At 50.5% G+C, this 24,770-nt stretch carries 13 protein-coding genes; 7 read left to right on the top strand and 6 right to left on the bottom strand.

The features are described 5' to 3' along the window. Positions 1 to 74: 74 nt before the first annotated feature. From secA to HMPREF0636_RS02390, 3 genes are all read left to right on the top strand, one after another. Complete coding sequence (gene secA / locus HMPREF0636_RS02380; RefSeq protein WP_044168244.1) at positions 75 to 3,377, top strand: preprotein translocase subunit SecA; 3,303 nt, start codon at positions 75 to 77, stop codon at positions 3,375 to 3,377. A 624-nt stretch (positions 3,378 to 4,001) separates the two neighbouring features. Continuing rightward, entirely contained in the window at positions 4,002 to 6,164 is a 2,163-nt protein-coding gene (locus HMPREF0636_RS02385; RefSeq protein ID WP_044168246.1) for a TonB-dependent receptor, read from the top strand. A gap of 23 nt (positions 6,165 to 6,187) precedes the next feature. Continuing rightward, the gene (locus HMPREF0636_RS02390; protein ID WP_044168248.1) at positions 6,188 to 6,619 is read left to right on the top strand and encodes a DUF2141 domain-containing protein; all 432 of its coding nucleotides are present in this window, start codon (positions 6,188 to 6,190) and stop codon (positions 6,617 to 6,619) included. A 145-nt stretch (positions 6,620 to 6,764) separates the two neighbouring features. Here HMPREF0636_RS02390 and HMPREF0636_RS02395 read toward each other — a convergent pair whose 3' ends face one another. From HMPREF0636_RS02395 to HMPREF0636_RS08430, 6 genes are all read right to left on the bottom strand, one after another. Then, on the bottom strand, positions 6,765 to 7,832 hold the full coding sequence (locus tag HMPREF0636_RS02395) for a S41 family peptidase (RefSeq protein WP_044168249.1): 1,068 nt from the start codon (positions 7,830 to 7,832) through the stop codon (positions 6,765 to 6,767). 8 nt (positions 7,833 to 7,840) lie between these two features. After that, the gene (locus HMPREF0636_RS02400) at positions 7,841 to 8,818 is read right to left on the bottom strand and encodes a DUF3316 domain-containing protein (protein WP_044168250.1); all 978 of its coding nucleotides are present in this window, start codon (positions 8,816 to 8,818) and stop codon (positions 7,841 to 7,843) included. After that, positions 8,815 to 11,520 (bottom strand): DNA gyrase/topoisomerase IV subunit A, encoded by a 2,706-nt coding sequence (locus tag HMPREF0636_RS02405; protein WP_044168251.1) that lies wholly within the window; start codon positions 11,518 to 11,520, stop codon positions 8,815 to 8,817. Before HMPREF0636_RS02405 ends, HMPREF0636_RS02400 begins: the two co-directional genes overlap by 4 nt. Positions 11,521 to 11,629: 109 nt before the next feature. Continuing rightward, on the bottom strand, positions 11,630 to 12,691 hold the full coding sequence (gene msrB / locus HMPREF0636_RS02410; protein ID WP_044168252.1) for a peptide-methionine (R)-S-oxide reductase MsrB: 1,062 nt from the start codon (positions 12,689 to 12,691) through the stop codon (positions 11,630 to 11,632). Between the two features lie 507 nt (positions 12,692 to 13,198). Further along, complete coding sequence (secDF, locus tag HMPREF0636_RS02415; RefSeq protein WP_044168253.1) at positions 13,199 to 16,132, bottom strand: protein translocase subunit SecDF; 2,934 nt, start codon at positions 16,130 to 16,132, stop codon at positions 13,199 to 13,201. Between the two features lie 626 nt (positions 16,133 to 16,758). Then, positions 16,759 to 16,908, bottom strand: a complete 150-nt coding sequence (locus HMPREF0636_RS08430; RefSeq protein ID WP_155807272.1) for a hypothetical protein — start codon at positions 16,906 to 16,908, stop codon at positions 16,759 to 16,761. Positions 16,909 to 17,088: 180 nt separating this feature from the next. Between HMPREF0636_RS08430 and HMPREF0636_RS02420 the strand changes: the two genes are divergently transcribed. The 4 genes from HMPREF0636_RS02420 (at position 17,089) to HMPREF0636_RS02435 (ending at position 24,755) form a co-directional block, all read left to right on the top strand. Further along, positions 17,089 to 18,879 carry a hypothetical protein gene (locus HMPREF0636_RS02420; RefSeq protein WP_155807273.1) on the top strand — a complete coding sequence of 597 codons (1,791 nt, stop codon included), beginning with the start codon at positions 17,089 to 17,091 and terminating at the stop codon, positions 18,877 to 18,879. 276 nt (positions 18,880 to 19,155) lie between these two features. After that, entirely contained in the window at positions 19,156 to 20,700 is a 1,545-nt protein-coding gene (locus HMPREF0636_RS02425; protein ID WP_044168255.1) for a DUF4301 family protein, read from the top strand. 39 nt (positions 20,701 to 20,739) lie between these two features. Then, positions 20,740 to 22,524: an aminopeptidase P family protein gene (locus HMPREF0636_RS02430; RefSeq protein ID WP_044168258.1), complete on the top strand. Its 1,785-nt coding sequence runs from the start codon at positions 20,740 to 20,742 to the stop codon at positions 22,522 to 22,524. Between the two features lie 182 nt (positions 22,525 to 22,706). Then, positions 22,707 to 24,755: a M13 family metallopeptidase gene (locus HMPREF0636_RS02435; RefSeq protein WP_044168259.1), complete on the top strand. Its 2,049-nt coding sequence runs from the start codon at positions 22,707 to 22,709 to the stop codon at positions 24,753 to 24,755. Positions 24,756 to 24,770: the final 15 nt, after the last annotated feature.

Raw genomic sequence — 24,770 nt, forward strand, 5'->3', positions numbered from 1 at the left:
ACTATATTTGATAGCATCCCCTTTACATGGGTAGGTTATCCTCATTCATTCAGCAGAAATAATACATACATATAATGGGATTCATTGACTTCCTGTCGAAGCTATTCGGCAATAAATCACAACGAGACCTCAAGGAAATCACCCCTTGGGTGGAGCGCATCCAAGCGGTATATCCAGAGATCGATGCACTAAGTAACGATGAGCTACGTGAGCGCACTCAGGCATTGCGTGAGCGCATACAGGCTTATGTTTCGAGCGAGCGAGAAGAGATCGCAAAGCTCAAGGCCAGCGTAGAGGGAAAAGACCTAGATGCACGTGAAGAGATCTGGACAAAGGTTGATAAGATTGAAAAGGAAATCCTAGAGAAACTTGAGGTAGTGCTAGATGAAGTACACCCCGAGGCCTTTGCAATAGTTAAGAGCACTGCTCGCAGGTTTGCTGAGCAGGAGGAGATACGTGTCCGTGCTACAGACTTCGACCGAGATTTAAGCGTCAGCCATGACTTCGTACACATAGAGGGTGATACAGCGGTTTATCAAAATCATTGGTCTGCCGGTGGCAACGAGATTACCTGGGATATGGTACACTACGATGTACAGCTATTCGGAGGTACGGTACTGCACAAGGGCAAGATCGCTGAGATGGCTACGGGTGAAGGTAAGACACTTGTTGCTACACTCCCCGTCTTCCTCAACGCACTAACAGGGAATGGTGTACACGTCGTAACGGTGAACGACTATCTAGCAAAGCGTGACGCCGAGTGGATGGGACCGCTCTACATGTTCCATGGTCTCAGTGTAGACTGCATCGACAAGCATCAACCTAATACCCCTGAGCGACGTGCTGCTTACAATGCCGATATCACTTTCGGGACAAACAACGAATTTGGTTTCGACTATCTACGTGACAACATGGCCACCAGTCCCGAAGACCTTGTACAGCGCAAGCATAACTATGCCATCGTGGACGAAGTAGACTCCGTCCTCATTGATGATGCACGTACGCCTCTCATCATCTCAGGCCCTGTCCCCAAGGGAGACGACCAACTCTTCGAGCAATTCCTCCCCAACGTAGAGGTTGTCGTCGAGGCACAACGTAAGCTCTGCCAACAGCTTCTCATTGATGCGAAGAAGAAGATTTCCTCCGAAGACAAGAAGGAACAAGAGGAAGGCTTCTTCTTGCTCTTCCGCACCTACAAGGGTATGCCCAAGAGCAAGCCTCTTATTAAATACCTCAGTGAGCCTGGCATCAAGACGGGCATGCTGAAGGTCGAAGAGGAGTACATGGCTGACAACATGCGTCAGATGCACATCGTCACCGAGGAGCTCTATTTCGTCATTGATGAGAAGAATAACAGCATTGAGCTATCTGATAAGGGGATTGATCTACTCACTCGTGGCACGGACGATCCGACCTTCTTCATCCTCCCTGATATAGCTTCTCTCCTCGCAGAGCTGTCTAACCAAGGGCTCTCTAGCGAAGAAGTGGCACAACGCAAGGAGGCACTACTAGCTGATTATGCCGTTAAGAGCGAGCGTGTACACACCGTCAATCAGCTCCTCAAGGCCTACACACTTTTTGAGAAGAACGACCAGTACGTCGTCATCGACAACAAGGTACTCATCGTAGACGAGCAGACAGGACGTATCATGGACGGGCGCCGCTACTCCGATGGACTACATCAGGCTATCGAAGCCAAGGAGCGTGTGAAGGTAGAGGCAGCGACACAGACCTTCGCTACCATCACCCTACAAAACTACTTCCGCATGTATCACAAGCTCTCAGGTATGACGGGTACCGCTGAGACCGAGGCTGGTGAACTGTGGGACATCTACAAGCTTGACGTGGTTGTCATCCCAACCAATCGCCCCATCGCACGTCACGACCTCAACGACCGCATCTATAAGACTGCTCGTGAGAAGTACGCAGCCGTCATTGAGGAGATTGTCCGCCTCGTAGAGCTTGGTCGTCCCGTACTCGTGGGTACAACTTCGGTCGAAATATCCGAGCTCCTGAGCAAGATGCTCACACTACGTAAAATCCCACACAACGTCCTCAATGCTAAGCTTCACCAGAAGGAAGCTGAGATCGTTGCCCAAGCAGGCAAGCCTGGTGTCGTCACCATAGCAACGAACATGGCAGGTCGTGGTACCGACATCAAGCTAACGCCCGAGGTCAAGGAAGCTGGTGGGCTTGCCATCCTCGGTACGGAGCGTCACGAGTCTCGTCGCGTAGACCGTCAGCTCCGTGGTCGTGCTGGTCGTCAGGGCGACCCTGGCTCATCTGTCTTCTTTGTTTCTCTTGAGGACCACCTCATGCGCCTCTTCGCCTCCGATCGCCTCTCTGCTATGATGGACAAGATGGGCTTTGAGGAAGGAGAAGTACTTGAGCACAGCATGCTGAACAAGGCCGTTGAACGTGCGCAGAAGAAGGTAGAGGAAAATAACTTCGGTATCCGTAAGCGTCTCCTCGAGTATGACGATGTGATGAACTCTCAGCGCGAAGTTATCTACAAGCGTCGTCGCCATGCCCTCATGGGTGAGCGCATCGAGATGGACGTGATGAATACGCTCTACGATGCAGGGCGCATCCTCGTTGACACGCATCATCCTATGGAGGACTATGAGAGCTTCTCAGATGATGTCATGCGTCTCTTCGCCATCGAAGCTCCATTCGATGAGCAGACCTTCCGCCACTCTAAGGCAGACGAACTAACAGATCTGCTCTATGATGCTGTTGAGGCGGCCTTTGCTCGTCGCGCTCAGCTCATCGCAGACCAAGCCTACCCTGCCATTCATCAGGTCTATACTGAGCAAGGTCAGCACTACGAGCGAATCATGATCCCTCTAACCGATGGTCGTGGTGCCTATCAAGTGGCCTGCAACCTCAAGGAAGCTGATGAAACCAAGGGGCGTAGCATCATGCGTGAGTTTGAGAAGGCTATCGTCCTACACATCATTGACGAGCAGTGGAAGGAGCATCTACGTGAGATGGACGAGCTGCGCAACTCCGTGCAGAATGCCAGCTACGAAAACAAGGATCCTCTCCTTGTCTACAAGCTCGAGTCATACGAACTCTTCCGTACGATGATCGAAGAGATGAATCGTAAGACCGCCTCGATCCTCATGCGTATCCAGCTACACCTTGCACCTGCCGAGTCCGAAGCTCCACGTGAGGTAGAGGTTCGTCAGGCTGAGGCATCGCAGCATCGCCCCACACCAAGCTACCATGAGAGCCGTCATGAGGTTGGTAGCCCCGAGGCTGAGGCCGAGGCACGCCGTAGACCAGCACAGTCTACGCATACCATAGGGCGTAACGACCCTTGCCCTTGCGGTAGCGGCAAGAAGTTTAAGCACTGCCACGGCAAGCACCTCTAGCCTATATCTCAGGCTCAAACAACGAAATCCCTCGACTAGCCTCTGCTGGTCGGGGGATTCTCTTTTCTCTAAGGGAGATGAATGAAACGCTACTGTTTACAATCCCCACTTTCTTACAACCATACATAACATACCTATAACCAACGAAATAGAAAGAAGCAAAGAAGAGCCTCAACGAGTTATGGTAACTCGTCGTGACGAGTTGTGGTAAGTCGTTTCAAAGAGTTATGGTAAGTCATTATGAAGAGTTACCATAACTTGTTTCAGCGACTTGTGGCAACTTGTGTGTATCCTCTCGCAAAGGCCCCTTAAATAACGAGTAGGTGGTGGCTGAAAGAAGCTATTGGTAATCGAAGAGAAATTGCATTCAAATCGAGCATGCACGGCATTACTTTCTAGCTAGAACAATCTCTCCAAACCCTTCAAAAGATGAGTTGCTAGCTAGAGGACAAGGATACACTAATCAAGGCTATACTCCCATTGCATTCCTAGCCACCCACAGCCTACACCAAGACTCAGACTCAAGTAAGAACCAATCGGGAGTTTGATATAGGGGTGAGTTGGCTATTGCATTACCATTCACTACCTTTGGTGGTATAATACACCCTGTAAAGGCTTGGCATTATGCACGGGCAAAGTTCAGTAAGCACACCCCGCACCCTCTGGAAGGCTAGACTAACCCTCCTCTGCCTTTTCCTGTGCCTCTTCTCCTCATTTACCCTCAGGGCTACACAGCCCTTGCGCGGGCAGATCCTAGACCTATCGGGGCAAGCTATTCCCCAAGTCGAAGTCTATGATATGCAGCAAGGCACATGCCTAGCAACAAGTAATGCCCAAGGGGAATTTATACTTACTCTACCTGATAGTCTGCAAAGAATTACACTAAGCTTTGTCGCAGAGGGCTTTCACACGAAACAGATGGAGCTTACCCCTGGGGAACAAGTATATCGTATCCTCCTTTTACCCAGTGAAAGAAGGCTAGGTGAGGTCGTTGTGCGTGCCCATCGCTTACAGCAGGTCACCGCCTTTGCTCCCCTCAGTACGCAGATGACCAAGATGGAAATCCTTACTTCACCACGTGCCCTAGGTAGCATCCTTGGCGCAGTGAGTGAAGCCCCCGAGGTTCAAGTCTCGGACACAGACGGACGGCTACTCGTACAGGGCGGTGCGCCAGGCGAAACGCAGGTTTATGTGGATGGTCTACTGCTACCTTCACCCTATACCCTCTCGTCCTACAACGGTGGGACACGTACGACCATCAATCCTAGTGCGTGTCGGCGAGTGCGCCTCTTCTCGGGTGGATATTCGGCAGCCTATGGGGAGGCACTCTCTGGTGTGCTTCTCCTAGAGACACAGGAGGCACGGGAGGTAGCTCTGGGTACAGAGCTTAGCCTTAGCCTGCTGGGAGGGAACATAAGCACCACTGTGGGTTCGCCCAAAACCAAGGTACAGCTAGTAGCCGACTATACAAGCCTCTTCCTCAAAGACAAGCTCATCCCCAGCAGCTACCATTGGCGCAAGAGTTATTCATCCCCCTCGCTCTCAGCCTCACTCTTCAGCGAGCTGAATGGTTGGCACCTCAAAGGGCAACTAAGCTACAGCCACATGGGATTTGGCTACGACCGTACCAATAGCAGTCATGAAGCTCTAGCGAGTGATCTTGCCGATGACCGTTGGTATGCCCGATTCACGCTAAGCAAGGCAATCAACTCTAAGCTAGACTGGGAGTCTGGTGGGCATCTTCAGTACAAGGACTTCCGAGGGAGCAACCTGCAGCGAGCAGAGGATGCGGTGAAGGATCGAGATGCTTATGCTCAGCTACGGAGTGCTATCCGTTGGCGTATCACACCCATACTTAGCCTAACCTCAGGTATCGATTACAGCTATCGTGACTACCACGAAACCTACACCCACCGTAATGAATATCCGTTGCACTTCCGCAATCACCTAACAGCACTCTTCAGCGAGGGGAGCCTACTGTATCGAGGCTTCACTGCAAGTGTAGGTCTGCGAGGTACGTATAGCTCACTCCTTGGCGAAAGCACCCTCTCTCCAAGACTCTATGCTGGCTATCGCTTTGGCAAGCATCTATTGGCTGCCTCATGGGGATACTTCACCCAGCTTCCTTCATCAGACGTGCTTCTATTCACGCCTTCATTAGCTAGTCCACGTGCCGCAGTAAGCCAACTCTCCTACGGCTTCACCTCAGGCGAACACTCCCTCCAGCTCGCACTCTTCTATAAAAGCTATCATGGCCTCATGCGCAGGTTGAGTAGCAGTTATCCACCGTCTCTCGACAGCAAAGGTCGGGGAGAAAGCTATGGCATCAACCTCATCTACACGGGCAAGATCCAAGCCCTTAGCTACACACTCTCCTACGGCTTCACCGAGGCCAAGCTCAGCTATGATCGCTTCACTCATCGTGTACGACCTGACTATCTCAGCCCACACGCAGCTAAGGCTAGCCTGCGCTATTGGGCTCGTTCCCTCTCGTCAATGATTGGTCTGGCCTGCTACCTCGATGCTGGGGCCACAGGCTATGACGCTTCTCTCACTCCGATCTCAATCCCTTCACGTAGCCGTCTAGACTTATCTTGGACCTACGTCGTTAGCCCACGCCTAGCTATCCATGCTGGTTGTCAGAACATCCTCGGTACACGAAACTATTGGGGCTTCGATCCCAGCTACCCCGCAAGTGATCCCGATGGGCTCCGTACCACACCCTCTTCACGCTTCGTCTATGTTGGGCTGTTCTTTGCCCTAGGCAAGCGTTCTCTTAGCATTTAATCCTATCACAATACTACTTCACAATGAAAAGACTCCTTCCCCTCCTACTTCTCACCCTCTTCGTAGGGTCGAGCCTTGCTTTCTCCTCACCCCAAGAGGAGAAAACCTACCGCCTTATCCTCGAAGTCGATGGTATGACTGAGACCAAGGGTGACCTACTCATCGCCATCTACAACAAGGAAGAGAGCTACCCCAAACAAGCCTTCAAATACGAGACTGCTCCTGTTGATAGCCTCATCAAACATGTCACACTCATCCTTCCCGAGGGGCAATATGTCATCTCACTCTTCCACGATGCTAATGGCAATAAGAAGTTAGATCAAGGTGAATATGGCATTCCTCTAGAGAAGTATGGCTTCAGCAATAACGCACGCGGACAGATGGGACTACCTGCATTCAAGGATGCTGCTTTCCTACTCAAATCCGACAGCAAGCAATACATCACGGTTCATTAACCTATCCCTCTACAAACACGCACGGCGAAGACTCCTATGGAATCTTCGCCGTACGTATTTAATTGAACAAGGGGTATCGGTCGAAATCTACCCGCTCACATCCCCAGATGATAGTAGTAGGTTGAAAAGGAAGTACGGAAGAAGGTTACTTCTCCCAGCGACGAGTCCGCTTAAAGTTCTCAAAGCGGTCTCTCAAGTAGATAACAGCACCTTCAATCATGGTGTCATACCCCAGCCGAGACTTCTCTTGACTGAATTGTAGCTCCTTGTCTGGCTGGATGCCAAACTCAATATCTGCTCCAGAGGCATCAAAGGTTCGACTCGAAGAGAAGCGCACCCCCCACCCATTGGGTAACTCAGAGGACATCGGCAGGCCTGCTCCTCCTCCAGTTTGTGTACCCATGACCGTGACGAAGGGAAGACCCTTCATGCGTAGGGTGAAGTCATTAGCCGCACTATAGACACCCCGATCAACAAGCAGCACGACAGGGCGTAGCCACTTCAGTCCACGCTCTAGGGGCTTTAGATGGAGTGGGTGTTTGAGGGAGAAATCATTATGTCCTGGGCCTGTCTTGTGAGACATATAGCCGATGAGCCGTCCCTTGTTGATAAAGTGCCGAGCAAGGAGATCCGAAGTGGTTACTTGACCACCGCCATTACCTCGAATATCAAGGATGAGAGCACGACAATCAACAAGTCGAGAGAGAGCTGCATTAATGTTCCCATCTGACAGCCCCGAAGCAAAAGATGAGAGACGTATATAACCGATGCTATCTGCTAAGTGACCGTTCTTCTGCAGCCTTGTGTAGAGCATAGCCCCTGCGATACGGTAGTCGTCACCGAGGTAATCCTCAATAAGCTCCGTATCGTATCCCCGAGGGTAATCTGATTTCCAACGCCAATACCTTCCGTAGTCAAAGGGGGTAGCCAGATTCACATGTCCATCCTTCAGCTCTGAGAGTAGCTGGGTCATGATGAGGAAGAGTGAATCAGAGCTCATATTCGGGCGCAGATGCACTCTATGCTTATGATATAGGTCACGCCAGGTAACTCCCCTGGGAAGCTTCAAATCAAAGTAACAATAGTTCTTATCCAGCGTTTCCCACAGCTGATCATAGTTCTTATACGGATCGCTGGAGAACTCATCCACAGTAGAGCACGAGGAGAGTACCCAAATTGAGGCAATGAGGCTATAAAGGAACTTGCGAAACATAGTACGAACTAAAGGGGAAGTGGAGGCTGAGATGACCGAGCCATACGTCGCCCACCCAAGGGAAGAGCAGTTGTGGTAAAGCCCACAAGTAAGCTGTGCGTAGAGCGATAGTAGCGCAAGTGGTTAATCACTTGACGCTCTAGAGAGAGATGATAGCCCAAATGGAGGGTACAGTAGTCCAGAATAGGTAAATCAAACCCTGCGACAGCTCTAAGGGAGGGAGTATTGAGGGAATGAGCGAAATGTATGCGTCTACCTATCGGCGAGAAGTAGTACAGCTCATAGTAGCTCTCCCCAAACTCCTGTGAGAACGTTGCTCCAGCAAGCCTCGTCTCTGCATAGAGCTTGGCAAGGATAGGAAAGCGATCATTCCCAAAGCGAAAGCTGTAAAGCACTGCGGCATTCAGCCCAACGGATGCATGGATTGTCCCTGGATTATTCCCATTACGAGTGCTGTAAAGTCCCTCAGCTCGCCCTGCAAGGGCTCCCCCAGCAAAGAGTTCGCCCCATGTACCATAAGCTACTTGGCGGAGCAAACTACGACTGTAGCTCAGCTCCAGAGTATGGATATTCGCATTTCCCGCGGGGTTGAGGGTACGAGCATAGCCGAGAGAGAAGAGCGTGTGGTGTAGCCACTTCGGGTCAAGTGTGCGAGGGGTATAGGCAAAGAGAGACCCACGAGCAAGCGAGGATTCCCTCTGCCTCTTGTAACCACGATGCAAGGACTGTGATACGAAAGAGAAGTGTGTCCCTCCGTAGCTCAGTGGCGTAAGGTAGGTATCGCCCAGAAGTATCCCCCCGATCCCAATGGAGCGAGTAGTCATCGTGACATTGTGAAAGCGTGTCTGGGGAGGAGGGACGGCAAAGAGGGAGGACTTTGCCTTATCCTCATGTGCCGTGCTATCCGTAGGGAACCACTCTGCCTTTGCCCCCCAAGGGAGCAAGGCACAAACTAAGAGGAAGAGCAAGGTGATACGTTTCTTCATTGCTGTGTGGCGTTGTCCTCTTCGGGAGAGAAGTCCGAGGGGGCAAAGAGATCTTCCTCGCCCTCCTCCGTAGAGGTATTAGGCTCCTCGTCCTCGATAATTGGGGATTCCTTGAGCGGAGGTAGCTCCGAGAGCTCTACAACAGGGTAGTTAGCTAGTCGCTTCCCCTTAGCTCGAATGCCCTTGACAAGCGCAAACGTCTCTACATCCAGCTCTGACATACGTATCTCTCCACTTCTCTCCTTACGGCCGAGGGCAAGACGAGGGTAATAGGTATCGGTGAGGATGAGGAAGCGATTCTGAGGGTTGTCCCCGAGGATATTCTCACGTTTTTGCTCGGGCTCAATCATGAAGCGCTTGATGTAATCACACCCCGCATCGGCATCATAGTAGACAGCCGTCCAAAGCTTCTTCTCTTGATACTTCTCGATGCGTAGCAGGTCGTCCTCTATATGGATCCCTTCAGCAAAATCCGTTGTGTAGCACTCTCCTGACTCACGGATGATGAGCAGGCGGTCTCGTGCATGGAACGAACCTAGATACTCTCCTCGCCTATCATAATTGAGTCGCATCACATCACGATCCAGCCATACATCCCGTCCACCTAGCGTGGAGAAACCCTTCGAGGAAAGCGTGATGGAGTGTACCTCTGCCTTGGTCACAAGGAAGCCCACACTACCTCGGCTCTTGACAGGGAGTTCGGAGAAATCCTTCTCAAACTGAAAGAGCCTCTGCCGTGCATTCCTTATCTTCAACTTGATGGAGACCTTCTCTGCCTCTCCATTGGCATTTGCCGAGAGGTAGAGGATACGTGAGCCATCTTTTCCTCGGGAGAGATCATAGACACGGTCACGGATGATAGAGAGTACGTTGAATCGCTTTGCATACACAGCCCCTATCTTACCATCTCGGTACATGATGTTGTAGATTGTGCGTTCATCCCCACGCTGGTAACGTCCGATGTATAGCACCTCTTCCTCGCCATAGAAGCGCTTCTCCTCTACTCTACTTACGAAATACTTCCCCGAGCGCAGGATGACAATGATCTCGTCTAGCGAGGAGCAGTTACACACGAACTCTGCATCCTTTAATCCCGTACCAAAGAAGCCCTCCTCACGGTTAATGTAGAGCTTGGTATCGAGCTCGGCTACCTTAGAGGCCTCAATCGTACCAAAGTTCGTGATCTTTGTTCGCCGTGGGTAGCTTGCCCCATAGCGACTAACCAGATGCTCATACCAGCGTATCGTGTAGTCTACGATGTGATCTAGGTCATAGCGGAGCTGCTTGAGTTCCTCCTCTAGCTGGAGCAAGTAAGCCTCGTGCTTGGGGAGATTGAAGCGCAGGATACGGGCCATACGTATCTCCAGCAGACGCTTTAGGTCATCCTCGGTCACAGCACGAAGTAGACGATCGTGGAAGGGGACAAGCCGCTCTGCCACATGGGCAAGTGCAGCCTCCTCACTCTGTGCCTCTTCAAACTCCTTATCCTTGTAAATACGCTCTTCGATGAAGATGCGCTCAAGCGAAGCTGCTAGGTAGGCCTCCTCCTTCTCGTGGAGCATAATCTTTAGCTCCTCTGTAAAGAGGTACTTCGTCCTTTCGACGCTGTAGCGTAGGAGTTCACTCACGGAGGTGAAGAGTGGTTTCTCCTCGTAGATGACACAGCAGTTAGGTGAGATGCTCACCTCGCAGTCAGTGAAGGCATAGAGTGCGTCTATCGCCTTGTCTGAAGAGACTCCAGGGGCAAGGGTCAGACGGATGTCCGTCATAGCAGCTGTCATATCATCGACACGTCGGATGCGGATCTTGCCTTTCTCTACAGCCTTGAGTATGGACTCTATGAGGGTCGTTGTGGTCTTACCTGCTGGGAGCTCCGAGATACTCAGCGTCTTACTATCCAGCTTATCGATCTTCGCACGAGACTTGAGGCTCCCCCCACGCTCCCCATCATTGTAGCGTGTGACATCAATCATCCCTCCAGTAGGGAAGTCAGGGTAAAGGGTAAAGCTCTCACCACGAAGGTAAGCACATGCAGCCTCAGCTAGCTCAACGAAGTTATGTGAGAGAATCTTAGAGGAGAGCCCCACGGCAATCCCCTCTGCTCCCTGGGCAAGCAGGAGCGGGAACTTGACGGGAAGAGCCACAGGCTCGTCCGTTGTCCCATCATAGGTTTTCTTCCAAGGCGTGACTCGGTCACTGAAGACGGCCTCTAGAGCAAAGACCGAGAGCTTCGCCTCGATATAACGACCTGCCGCTGCAGCATCACCTGTTAGGATGTTCCCCCAGTTCCCCTGCGTGTCGATGAGGTATCCCTTCTGTCCCAGCTGGACAAGAGCATCATTGATGGAAGCATCTCCGTGAGGGTGGTACTTCATGGTTTCCCCCACGATGTTGGCGACCTTGATGAGCTTCCCCGTATCGACCTTCTTCATGTTATAGAGGATACGTCGTTGTACAGGTTTTAGCCCGTCATCAATATGAGGTACAGCACGCTCTAGGATAACATAGGAGGCATAGTCTAGGAACCACGTACGATACATACGTGATAGACTCCCCATCTCAGGGCGATAGGGAAGGCCCTCGGGAGGGCGATAAGTGGTCTCCTCAGCCTCCCCCAGCTCTTCATCGGAGGGGTCGGTGAGTGACATGAAGTCTTCTCTTGGGGTCGTTTCTTCTTGCTCTTCGTCTAGCTCAGGCATCATCCTTGTGTAGATAACTCTGTATATTCTAGCTACAAAGATAGCTAATTCCGAGGCTGAGGGCAAGGGATGAAGCCAAGAGATTCCCTATGCTCTCAGCTCCAACAGAAGGCTACTTTCCCCCTTTCTCAAAGAGGTGTAAGTATTTACCATAACCTGCACGCTTCATCTCTTCCTTAGGGATGAAGCGCAGGGCAGCACTATTGATGCAGTAGCGCAGGCCACCCTTAGCCACTGGGCCGTCATCGAAGACATGCCCGAGGTGTGCCTCTCCTCCCTTACTTCGGACTTCTATGCGACGCATACCGTGCGAGAGATCTGTCTTCTCCTCGATACGCGCCGTGTCAATTGGTCGGGAGAAGCTCGGCCATCCACAGCCAGAGTCGAACTTATCTAGCGAGGTAAACAGAGGCTCCCCCGTGGTAATATCCACATAGATCCCCTCCCGATGCTCATCCCAGTATTCGTTGTCAAAGGCATGCTCCGTTGCCCCTCTCTGCGTCACAGCATACTGCGTAGGGGTGAGTCGCTTCTTAAGGGTGTCGTCAGAGGGCTTGACATAGGGATTGGCCTCACGTGCTAGGCGAAAGAGCTCTGGGCGAATGTGGCAATAGCCCGAAGGGTTCTTGTCTAAGTAGTCCTGATGATAGGTTTCAGCTGAATAGAAGTTCTGCAAAGGGCCAGTCTCGATTGCTAGCGAAGCGGTATATCGCTGCTGCAATCGCTGCAGGGCAGCTTGTATCGCTGCTTGGTCTGCACTATCGGTGTAATAAATCCCCGTACGATACTGGTTCCCGATGTCCCCACCCTGGCGATCCTTCGATGTAGGATCAATGGTCAAGAAGTACAGGTCAAGGAGCTTCTCAAGGGTGATTTGCTCTGGATCATAGACGACATGCACCGTCTCAGCAAAGCCTGTATTGTGCTGGCAAACCTCCTCGTAGGTAGGGTTTTCCTTATTCCCATTGGCATAGCCTACTTCGGTGGAGATAACCCCACGCACCTGCTTGAAGAAATGCTCTGTCCCCCAGAAACATCCCCCAGCTAGATAGATTTCTTTTGTCTTTATCTGACTGTTCATGCTCTTTGTATCCTTAGCGTGGATGAATAAGGCAAAGATACTCACTGATACGATTAAGCCCAACAGGATAGCATACGCCTCTTTGTGTCTCATCTCTTGTGTCTCTTATTAGCAGTTTCAACATATTCCCCTCAGGGAAATGTACCAGGTGTTGCTCTATAAATAACGTGTTTCCCTCCTCTTGTTGATATATCCACCCTCTAAATGCTACCTTCCATGCCCCTAGAGTCTTCCCCCCTCTCTTTCCATCCTACCCTGCCCTCTTCCTCCTCATCTCCTTTCCCCCAAGGCTTTCATCCTCACCGAGGCCTCAAAACTCCTCCTTCTCAGATCTCCTTTAGCCTCCCTTGAGATTACCTCCTCTTGAGATACCAAGAGAAGCCCCTCAGAGGTTTCGGGGGTACCTCCCTCGAGGTACTGAGGGAAACTACAAGGAGGTTACGAGGATACCTCCCCCAAGGTATCGAGGGAAACTATCCGCCGCGGTAGACGCATATGTACCAAAACCTTACGAAAAAAGCAAAGAGACCGTGCTTCATCCACTGAGGGATAGAAGCACGGTCTCTTTATCTACGATTATCTAATTCCTTCTGCGCAGGACTACTTAGCAGGCTTAGTCGCTGCCTTCTCACGACGACGCTTGGCTACTTCGTAAGCAATCGGTGTGGCAACGAAGAGCGTGCAGTACGTACCAAAGATGACACCAAGCAGGATTGCGAAGGTGAAGCTACGCATCGAAGCACCGCCAAACATGAACACGATTGCCATTACAAGGAAGGTCGTGAACGAGGTATTCAACGTACGAGAGAGCGTTGAGTTCAACGCACCGTTGACGATCTCAAAGCGATCTCCCTGTGGGTGATTACCAATCTCCTCACGTATGCGGTCGAAGACAATCACAACGTCGTTAATTGCATAACCGATGATAGCAAGCAGAGCCGCAATGAAGTTCTGATCCACCTCCATGGTGAAAGGCATTACCTTCCAGAGCAGGACATAGACAGCGATAATCATCAGCGTCGTCGTCGTGACGGAGGCAAACGCACCAATAGAGAAGGCAACATTACGGAAACGAATGAGGATATATATCGCCATGAAGAGCAGAGAGAGCCCAACGGCGATAAGTGCCTGACGAGTGATATCGCTCGACATACTCGCACTCACCTTCTGTGAGCTAACGATGTACTGGTCGGCAAATACCTCCTTCGTTGGCTGGGTCTTGTAGAAGCTGCTTAGACCATTGTAGAGCTTATCTACCAGCTGATGCTCTACGTCATCTCCTGCATCCTCAATGAGGTAGTTGGTGGAGATACGTACTTGGTCACCCTCCGTACCAATTGCGGTAAGTACAAGCTTACCACCGAGCTCTGGTGCAAGCTTGTCTCGGAGCTGCTGGTTATCGACCTGTTGGTCAAACTTAACGATGTAGTTACGTCCACCTGAGAATTCGATCCCTTGGTTAAGACCTACAGTGAAGTAGCCTACGAGACCTGCCACTACAATAAGCAGAGGAAGAGCATACCCCTTGATACGGGCACTGAGGAAGCTATAAGTAGGATTAACGAGGAGATTCTTGGTCATGAAGGTCGTATAAGTCACCTTATCAAGCTTGTGATGCTTGTCAAGAGCCTCAAAGACCATACGGGTCAGGAAGACCGCTGTAATGAAAGACGCAATCAGACCAATGATAAGAGTCGTAGCGAACCCTCTGATAGGACCAGTACCGAAGTAGAAGAGTACTACCCCCGTGATAATCGTCGTAAGGTTGGAGTCAAAGATTGCGCTAAAGGCATTACCATACCCATCAGCGATAGCGCGAGTCATCCCCTTACCATGGCGTAGCTCTTCCTTGATACGTTCGTTGATGAGCACGTTGGCATCGACAGCCATACCCAGCGTAAGGACAAGACCAGCGATCCCCGAGAGGGTGAGCACAGCATTGAAAGAAGCCAGGATACCAAGCGTGAAGAAACTATTCACCACGAGTGCTAGGTTGGCAATCATACCAGGGACAAATCCATAGGCTAGGCACATGTAAATCATCAGCAGGACTAGTGCGATAGCGAAGGAGATAATCCCCGACTGAATGGATGCCTTACCAAGGGTAGGTCCGACAACGTTCTCCTGCTCAATGACGATACTTGTCTCCATCTTACCTGAGTTAAGCACGTTCGCAAGGTCAGTTGCCTCCTCAATGGTAAAGTTCCCAGATATTGAGGATTGTCCACCTGTGATCTCATTCTCTACGTTAGGAGCAGAGTACACGACACCATCGAGGACGATTGCGATTGAGCGCTTCTCATTCTCCTTGGTCAAGCGTGCCCAAATCTGTGCGCCCTCAGGGTTCATAGACATGGAGACATGTGGGTTCACACCACCGATACCACGGTTATCAACGTCTGCCTTTGCTGTGGTAACGACGTCCCCAGAGAGGTCAGGCTTGCCTGAGCGATTGGTACGAATAGCATACAGCTCATAGAGATCCGTGACCTTACGTGTCTGTGGGTCTTGGATTGCCTTAGCACCCCAGAGCAGGGTAAGGTCCTCTGGGAGGAGCTGGTACTCGTAGGCAATGGCCAGGAGTGAGTCAATGCGGTTGCGATCCTTATCGCGAGCCATACCCACCGTTGCGCCACCACGTCCACCGAGCATGAGGTAGTTGCTCAGTGTATCACGCACAGCTACGGGAGCCTTAGCCACAGGTGCAGGCTCTTGCACTTCTACAACAGCGAGGCTGTCATCTAATGGGTTTTCTGCAGGGACAGGGATCGGCTGAGCCTCGGGAGCAGAAAGCGCAAGGAGACGTGCGCTGAGACCCTGAAGGTCGCTGGCAATCTCTTCATACTTATAGGTGCGCCAGAACTGAAGGTTGGCACTACGCTGCAGTAGCTCACGTACACGCTCTGGGTCCTTGACACCAGGGAGCTCCACGAGGATACGCCCCTGACCCTCCAGACGCTGTAGGTTAGGAGCTACGACACCGAAGCGGTCGATACGTGTACGAAGGACGTTAAACGAAGCCTCAACCGCACTGTTATACTTCTCCTTGAGGAGCTCAATGACCTTAGCCTCCGAGGTCGAAGGATTGATTTGATCACGTAGGTCACCAGCACCGAAGAGTACAGCTAGATTTGCATTAGGCACTAACCTCTTGTATTCGGTGACGAACTGGTCGATGTAGTTGCTCTGAGAGGTGCTCTTGGAGGCAGCATCGATTGCTTTCTTGAAGTTAGGGTCTTCGGAGTTGTTGGCTAAGTTCTTGACCAGATCCCCAGCGTTGAGCTTGAGGATCACATTCATCCCTCCCTTGAGGTCAAGGCCAAGTCCGATCTGCTGACGACGAGCCTCCTTGAGCGTATAGCCTAGGAAGACCTTTTCGTTGGCCATGGAGTCGAGATATGCCTTGCCTGCGGCATCACCCATCTTCTCCGCCTTACTATCATAGTGATTTGTAATGAAGGAGAACGACAAGTAAAACGCACAGATCAAAGCCAAACTCGCTGTGATGAAGGTCACAAATCCTTTGTTTTGCATCGTGTTTGTTACTTAGTTGTTATATCTTGAATTCTTTATGTCTAGGCACAATACGCCCACAAAAATAGCCGATTTTTCCGTAACATCCAGAGGGTGCCTCTCTCTAGAGGTCTACATCAGAGATTTCTAAAGCACAGGCACCTTACGTCATGCTGGCTTTTGTCGAAGAAAATGGGTGTACCTAGCCACAAAAAAGGGCACCTACCCAACCTCATGGAGGGCAGATAGCGTGAAGCCCTTCTGAAAGGATGTATGGAGCTTTCTGCACGAAGGGTTACACAGGCTTGTGGGGCATCCTTTCCACGATGTTCATCCAAAGAGACAGCTCCTGCTCTCGCCGTCATCACCATGATATTTGCAAGCCCTCCAGACACACTACTAATCACCTACCAAACAGACAGATAGATGGGAGCCTCTACGAGTTACCACAACTCTCCGAAACGACTTACCATAACTCTTCATGACGAGTTACCATAACTCGTTCAAACGAGTTACCATAACTCTCTGAGACGACTTATGGTAACTCGCAACGCCCCCTCTAGAGAGCCTTTAGCTAGGGCGTTTTTCAAGAGGTCAAACTCTCCCTATCAACAACATCAAGGGACCATTCGCAATAGCCTACTATTCTATACAGATAGCGAGCGTGTCTCTGTAGCGCCATCCGTAATCATAGGAAGATAGAGAATCAGATGCACTACATGCTTGACACATTCCTCGGTGAGGATGGCTGGAAGTACAAGAGTAATTGTGTATCTTTGCGCCCAGATTGACTTCATGATTTTTTCATTACCACGAAAATATCACAGTCTTGAGGTTCTTCTATGTAGGGGATAAGTCATTCGCTGATTGTAATGTTTCAGAGGAATGAGTCAACGACTAGATTTTCCATTTCATCCGTTTCCATTTCATCAACTAATATCCGCTAATATCTGCGTGACATAACAACTAAAATGTGTGTGATTAGATTTACGAAGATTATCCTAGTCTTTCTAGGACTAGTAGGGCTGATGGGTTGCAATAAGCAGAGCGACCTAGATTTGGCTCAAACAAGTAACGAATACGCTATCAGCTTCACGGCCGAAGGGGTTGGTCCAGAACTTCGTGTCGCAGGACTGCCCAGCATCCCCGTAGGCTCGGACGGGAGGAAGATTAGCAAGCTTTTAGCAGATGATATCACCCAAGTGCCAGTGCACTGCATATTCCGCAATTCTATCGGGGAGTCTTTTGCTCAGACAATCCTATGGGATCGTATCCCTGGCACACAAAGACTACGTCTGCGTGCCTTTAAGCTAACGATCCCTGCTGGACTCAATATCTCACCCAGCTCCTCTGCTACATGGTACATGTGTGCCGTCATAGGAGGAGATTTAGATGCAACAGGCATGAAGGTAAACGTATCGCAGACAGACCTGCATACGTCTCTCAAGCCAATAAATAGTGCGACACCTAATAGCATCGTTGTCCCATGGGTCTCTCCCTGGATGGAGCTAGCGTGCTCAGAGTATGAAGGGAAGATACAGGTATCAACCAAAACTACTGTGCCTTTCCATCCTCAGGGTGTAATGCTCCGAGTTAAGCTTGGTAATCAAGTTGAGAACAAGGCGAATATAACGCTTGATGGGCCTCTAGTTATTCAGTCGAATGCCTTTGATGATGAAGGGAGCTTTGACATGAGCCCCTCCAGCATAGTTGGAGGTGATATCCCCAAATGGGTAACTAAGTCAGGCCAGGGCGATGCCTTCCTCAAGTATGACCTCGCCTCTACTCATGCCCTCCAATACAACAAGATTGATGAAGATAAAACCTATCTGGTGTGGATAATGCCTAGGACAGGTGTAACGACGCCAGAGACAACGGTCTATCTAGGAGGTAAATTTGATAATACCGCGATCCAGCACCCGACACCGTACTTCCTTACCGACCATCAGAAAAGGTCAACAACCACACCACTACGAAATGGTCAGATACGTAGCCTCACGGCTCAGGCGACTCAACGTATCAAGCTCCCACTGGAGTACATCACAGAGAGTAATGGACCAAGTGACATCATCTCTAGAGCTGCAGATGTGTTAGCTTTACGCAACTTGATACCTGCTGGACAGCATTTGCCTACCGTAGAAGAGGCAAGTAGTATATTCCCTTTTTGGGCAGGTGGAACTGCGAATATACTTGTGGATCCATGGGCAGCCCTCGAGTATATGGATGTTGACGAGGTTATAGAATGGGGTGAACATCCGGTACAAACCTATAAGAGTGATTTTGAAAATACTGGAGAGCTTCTCACTAGCTTAGGAGAGACCTATGCGATTCGGTACAAGAATAGTCCTTTCCGTTCCGCATGGCGATATCACTGGTACGACTCTGGAGGTGCATTCTCTCATCTCCAAATCACCTGTCGTTGGGTGCCTCTCTGGGAAGATGTAACTCTAAGTACACTCCAGAATGCTAGCTGGTGGGATACCCATCCCGAGAGGAATATTACTCGACTTTTTGTTGAGGAGCATGACACAGTAGATTATTTTGGATCTGGTTCAGGCCCCTATGGCATGTCTACTTACCTAGCATACTGGGGAATACAAAAGAATGGTAAGCCTTTTATTTACGGATCCCTAAGTCTGGGGGAATCTACAGGCCCAGTTGCTACGAAGACAGAAATATCCGATTACTTGCCTAATGGTGTAGATGGTGGAGTTGGTGGATTTGCTTCTATCACCCTGTGGACTCGTCCTTTCTACAACAAGAGGTAAGAGGGACTAAAGTGAAGCGGGGGCAAGAGTCGTTAAGGCTCTTGCCCCCGCTTTACTTTACCCCTCCAGCTTCACTGCTCTACCTCGGTGTTTCGTGCTAGGAACATAAACAGTTTTAGCAACAAGGTATGGACTTATTCACTAACTTTACGGCAAACATCGGGTATCATCTACCCCAAGCTCTCTTGCATCAGCCTGCTAAAGATTGGGGGTGGATGGGTATGCTAGAGATGACACATTCGGGGATTGTATTCCCATACAAGGGCATAGTATTTTATGGAAGAAGAACTATTTACCGCACAAGACCTAGAGGAGCTCCAGGCACGTGGCATCACGAGTGAAGAGGCCGAGGAACAAGTGCGCGATATCCGTAGTGGTTTCCCCTACCTTGATATCATGGCCTCCGCCTCGCTTGAGCAAGGGATTGTCCGAGTAGATCACGACCAAGAGGCACGTTATATGGATCTTTGGGAGGAATACCTGCTTTCAGGGAAAGCCTCCGTCTGCAAGATGATCCCTGCCTCGGGGGCTGCCTCTCGGATGTTTAAGATGCTCTACAGCTTCTTGGATGCACCCTATACCAAGCCAGAGAAACCTGCCGAACAGCTCTTCTTCGACCATATAAGTAGCTTTGCCTTTTACGACAGCCTCAATGAGGTCTGTCTACGCAATAACTGGAAGACCATTCCCAAGCTCCTAGCTAGCGAAGAATATAAGGCAATCGTCGAGAATCTGCTGCTCCCCAAGGGATTAAACTATGGGAATAAACCCAAAGGACTTCTCCTCTTCCACAAGTACAACAGCTACACACGTACCGCAGCTGAAGAGCATCTCGTCGAAGGCGCTCTCTATGCCAAGGATCGCGATGGTAAGGTACAGTTACACTTCACCGTCTCACCGGAGCATCGCAAGGATTTCGAGGCTCTGATTGCTCGGATCAAGGTAAGCTACGAAGAGCACTATGGGGTGTTCTACGACATCTCCTTCAGCGAGCAACTCCCCTCTACCGACACACTAGCGCTTACCCCAGACGGCAAGCTCTTCCGTAAAGAAGATGGAACACTCCTCTTCCGCCCTGGGGGGCATGGCGCACTGATTCGCAACCTAAATGCTCTACCTGCTGACATCGTTTTCATCAAGAATATTGACAACGTCGTGCTGGATCAGTACAAGAGTGCAACGGTGATGTATAAGAAATTCCTTGGGGGTATTCTCATAGGCGTGCGTCAGCAGATTTTTGCCTATCTTAAACAGTTTGACCGAGGGAAACCTTCACACTCTCTCGTAGAGGAAATCCTCAGCTTTATGCAAAGCCAGCTCTGCATCTGTCCCCCTGAGACACTAGAGCATGACGATACAAGCCTCAGCACTTGGATACAAGCTAAGCTAAATCGTCCAATACGTGTCTGTGGCATGGTACGTAATGAGGGTGAACCTGGTGGTGGCCCCTTCATCATACGGGATCTGGATGGGAGTAGCTCCCTGCAAATACTGGAGAGCACTCAGATTAACATGGAGGAGGCAGAGCAACGTGCCTACTTTGAGGCAGGGGGATACTTCAACCCCGTAGACCTCGTCTGCTCCATACGTGATTACAAGGGTACCCCCTTTGATCTGACAAAATACGTCAATCCTCGTACGGCCTTCATCGCAAACAAGAGTGTGGGAGGACGAGAGCTGAGAGCTCTAGAGCTACCAGGCCTATGGAATGGTGCAATGCATGACTGGAACACCATCTTTGTGGAAGTTCCCCTAGAGACGTTCAACCCGGTCAAGGAAGTGAATGACCTATTACGCAAGGAGCACCAGACCAAAGAGTAAGAAAACAAAACATCATATTACGTCTAAACATCAATAGCTATGAGTGTAATCACAGAACGCTTAGCTCTCCTACGCCAGGAGATGAAAGCAAGGAATATCTCGGCCTACATCATCACCTCCTCAGATGCTCATCTGAGCGAATATACACCACTTAGATGGCAAGGACGAAGCTGGATCAGTGGCTTCAATGGCTCTGCAGGTACGGTCGTCGTCACCCTCAATAAGGCTGGTCTCTGGACTGACTCACGCTACTTCCTACAAGCCACTACACAGCTTGAGGGATCAACCATTGATCTCTTTAAGATGGGTGTCCCAGGCGTACCAAGTATAGAAGCCTTCCTCTCTAGCGAACTAAAAGCAGGAGACGTAGTAGCTGCCGATGGTGCATGTCTTTCAGCACAAGAGGCAGACGACACCAAGCGCAAGTTAGCGGTCTATGGGATAGAATATCACCTCTGCCAAGACCTCCTCGAAGCAGTATGGAGGGATAGACCTTCGATCCCCGACAAACCTATTTTCCTTCATCCCGAAGAGTACGCTGGTCGCACATCTGCCCAGCGCATCCAAGAGATTCGTGACCGACTCAAGGGGCAAGGAGCAAATGCAACTATCATCACGATGGTTGATGAGCTCGCATGGGTCTTCAACATCCGTGGCTATGACGTGAGTTATAACCCCGTAGCGATGGGCTTCGGCTACATTGGTGAGAAGGAAGCCATTCTCTTCGTTATACCCGAGAAGGTAACCCCTGAGGTACGAGATCAGCTCACAAAGAATGGCATCCATATCAAGCCTTACACCGAGATCGACAGCTTCATCAAGTCACTACCAAGCGATATCCGCCTGCTCATCGACACGAAGCGCATCACTCATCGCCTCTTCTCACAGATTCCAGAGCACTGTCGTAAGATCTTCGGAGTATCAGTCCTCACACAGCTCAAGGCGATCAAGAACGATACTGAGCTATCTAACCTACGTCAAGTAATGGCTCGTGATGGTGTCGCCTTAACCCGCTTCTTTAAGTGGCTTGAGGAGGCTCTTCAACGCGGAGAGACCTACACAGAGCACGAGCTAGACATTTACCTTAATGGTTATCGAGCCAAGGGGAAGAACTTCTACGGCGATAGCTTTGCCACGATATGTGGCTACAAGGGAAATGGTGCCATTGTCCACTATCGTGCGCCAGAAAAAGGCTGCGCAACAGTACGCAGCGAAGGCATCCTGCTCCTAGACAGCGGAGGTCAATATTTGGATGGTACAACCGACATCACGCGTACGATTGCCCTGAGCACACCTGACGACGAAGTCCGTACCGATTACACACTTGTCCTAAAGGGGCATATCCAAATCGCACTAGCAAAGTACCCCGAGGGTACTAGAGGTAGCCAACTAGATATCCTCGCTCGTAAGGCTCTATGGGATCGTGGGCTAAACTATGGGCATGGCACAGGGCATGGCGTAGGATACTTCCTCAATGTACATGAAGGGCCACAGAACATCCGCACGGAGGTTAACCCAACAGAGCTAGAGATTGGGATGATTACCAGCAACGAGCCTGGTATCTATCGCTCAGGCAAGTATGGTATTCGCATCGAGAATCTTGTCGTGACAGAGCTTCGTGAAGAGACTGAGTTCGGTCGTTTCTTTGGCTTCGAGACTGTGACCCTTTGCTTCCTAGATAACTCTCTAGTCAAGAAGGAGCTACTCACATCTGAAGAGATTACTTGGTACAACGCTTATCAAGAGCGTGTCTACCAGACCCTCTCCCCAGATCTCTCTGCCGAAGAATCAGCTTGGCTGAGAAGCAAGACCCTTCCTCTATAGTCTCTTTCCTCACTATCCGTTTAGCAGATATCGAGATTACTCTTTCGAGTCCCTCTCGTAGAGTATGAAAGACAGAAGCAATGGTATATGTATATAGGCATTACCACACTCCAGACCCTAGGCATAAGCTTTAAATATGGGTCTCTGGCTAGAAACAAGTACGAAATAGAATATTCTCTCTTATGAAAATACGAACAAGCATCTTTACCCTTGCGCTGGGAGCATTACTAGCCCAAGGAAGTAGCATCACAATGAGTGCGCAGAGCAAGACTAAGACACCTGCGATTAACTTCGCAGACATGGACAAGTCCGTTCGCCCACAGAACGACTTCTACCACTATGTCAATGGTGGGTGGATTCGCAAGAACCCTCTCAAGCCTGCTTATAGTCGCTTCGGTACGTTCGACGTACTCAGCGATACCATGACATCTCAGATCCATAAAATCATCGAGGAGATTACCACACGCCCTCAGACCCGAGGCACCAACGACTACCGCATAGCGGTACTCTACAACCAAGCGATGGATAGCCTCACACGCAATCGCCTTGGTGCTGCACCCCTCAAACCCGAGCTAGAGCAGATCCAGACACTCAAGGATAAGTCTGACCTCCTGCGCTTGATGGCTCTGCAAGACCAGAAGTATGGTGATGGGGCTCTCTTCTCCTCATACGTAGCAGCAGATGAGAAAAACAGCACGATGAATATCTTCATCCTGCGTCAGACCTCACTCGGTCTTCATACTCGGGACTACTATGTAGAGGAGGGTGAAGACATGCAGAAGATACGCTCGGGTTACAAGGCTTATCTCATCCGTGTACTCACCCTAGCAGGCTTTGGAGCAAACGAGGCAGAGCGCATCGCAGCCAACACCCTCAAGCTCGAGACGGAGCTAGCACGCTTCTCTTACTCCAATACCGAGCTACGCAACTCCGAGCGGAACTACAACATCGTCCGCATCAAGGACTTTACGCGTGACTTCCAAGGCTTTGATTGGGTCACCTACCTCAACCTCCGCGGTCTTACGCTGGAGACTGCAAACTTCTCCCAGCTGGACTTCTTCAAGGCCTTCAGCAAATGGTATGCATCCACATCCATTGACGAGCTTAAAGACTACCTCCTAGCTCGTGCGGTTAGTGGTGCAGCCGAGGCACTTAGCGATGAGTTTGCGGAGGCTAAGTTCGACTTCTTCGGGAAGCAGCTCAGTGGTCGTAAGGAGATGCACCCACGTTGGAAGCGTAGCCTTGGTATCGTCCAAGGGGCTCTGGGTGAAGCTCTAGGACAGGCGTATGTGAAGCGTTACTTCTCACCAGAGGCTAAGGAGCGCATGCTACAGCTCGTGGGGAACCTCCAGAAGGCTTTGGCTCAACGTGTGAAAGGTCTATCATGGATGAGTGCAGAGACCAAGCAAAGAGCCCTAGACAAGCTCAGTAGCTTCGTTGTCAAGATTGGCTATCCCGATAAGTGGAAGGACTATAGCTCTATGAACATCGACGAAGCAAAGTCCTACTACGAGAACCTACAAGAGATGGTTCGCTTCATGCAGGCCGATAACCTCAGCGACCTGGGCAAGCCTGTCGATCGGACTAGATGGCTCATGAGCCCGCAGGAGGTTAATGCCTACTACATGCCAACGACGAATGAGATCTGCTTCCCTGCAGGTATCCTCCAGCCTCCATTCTTTAATATGGATGCTGATGATGCTGTTAACTATGGTGCGATTGGCGTCGTTATCGGTCACGAGATGACCCATGGGTTCGATGACGAAGGATCCAACTTTGATAAGGACGGCAACATGAATAACTGGTGGACAGCAGAGGATAGGAAGAAGTTCGAGGCAACCACACAACGCCTTGCCAAGCAATTCTCTGCAAACATCGTTGCTCCAGGTCTCCATGCCAACGGGGAGCTAACCCTCGGCGAAAACATCGCCGACCAAGGGGGGCTTACCATCGCCTACCTAGCACTCCAACTAGCCGGTGAGGGCAAGAGCACTCAGAAGCTAGAGGGTCTCACCCCTGCTCAGCGATTCTACATTGCCTACGCTCGCCTCTGGGGGCAGAATATCACTGAGGCAGAGGTACGTCGTCTGACGAAGATCGACCCACACAGCATCGGTCTCCTACGTGTCAATCAAGCACTGAAGAACATTGATACCTTCTACAAGGCCTTTGACATCAAGCCCAAGGACAAGATGTACATAGCCCCCAAGGATCGTGTCCTCGTCTGGTAACACCCCTCTGAGGCT

It is taken from the genome of Porphyromonas catoniae ATCC 51270 (genome assembly GCF_000565015.1).
Taxonomy (GTDB): Bacteria; Bacteroidota; Bacteroidia; order Bacteroidales; family Porphyromonadaceae; genus Porphyromonas; species Porphyromonas catoniae.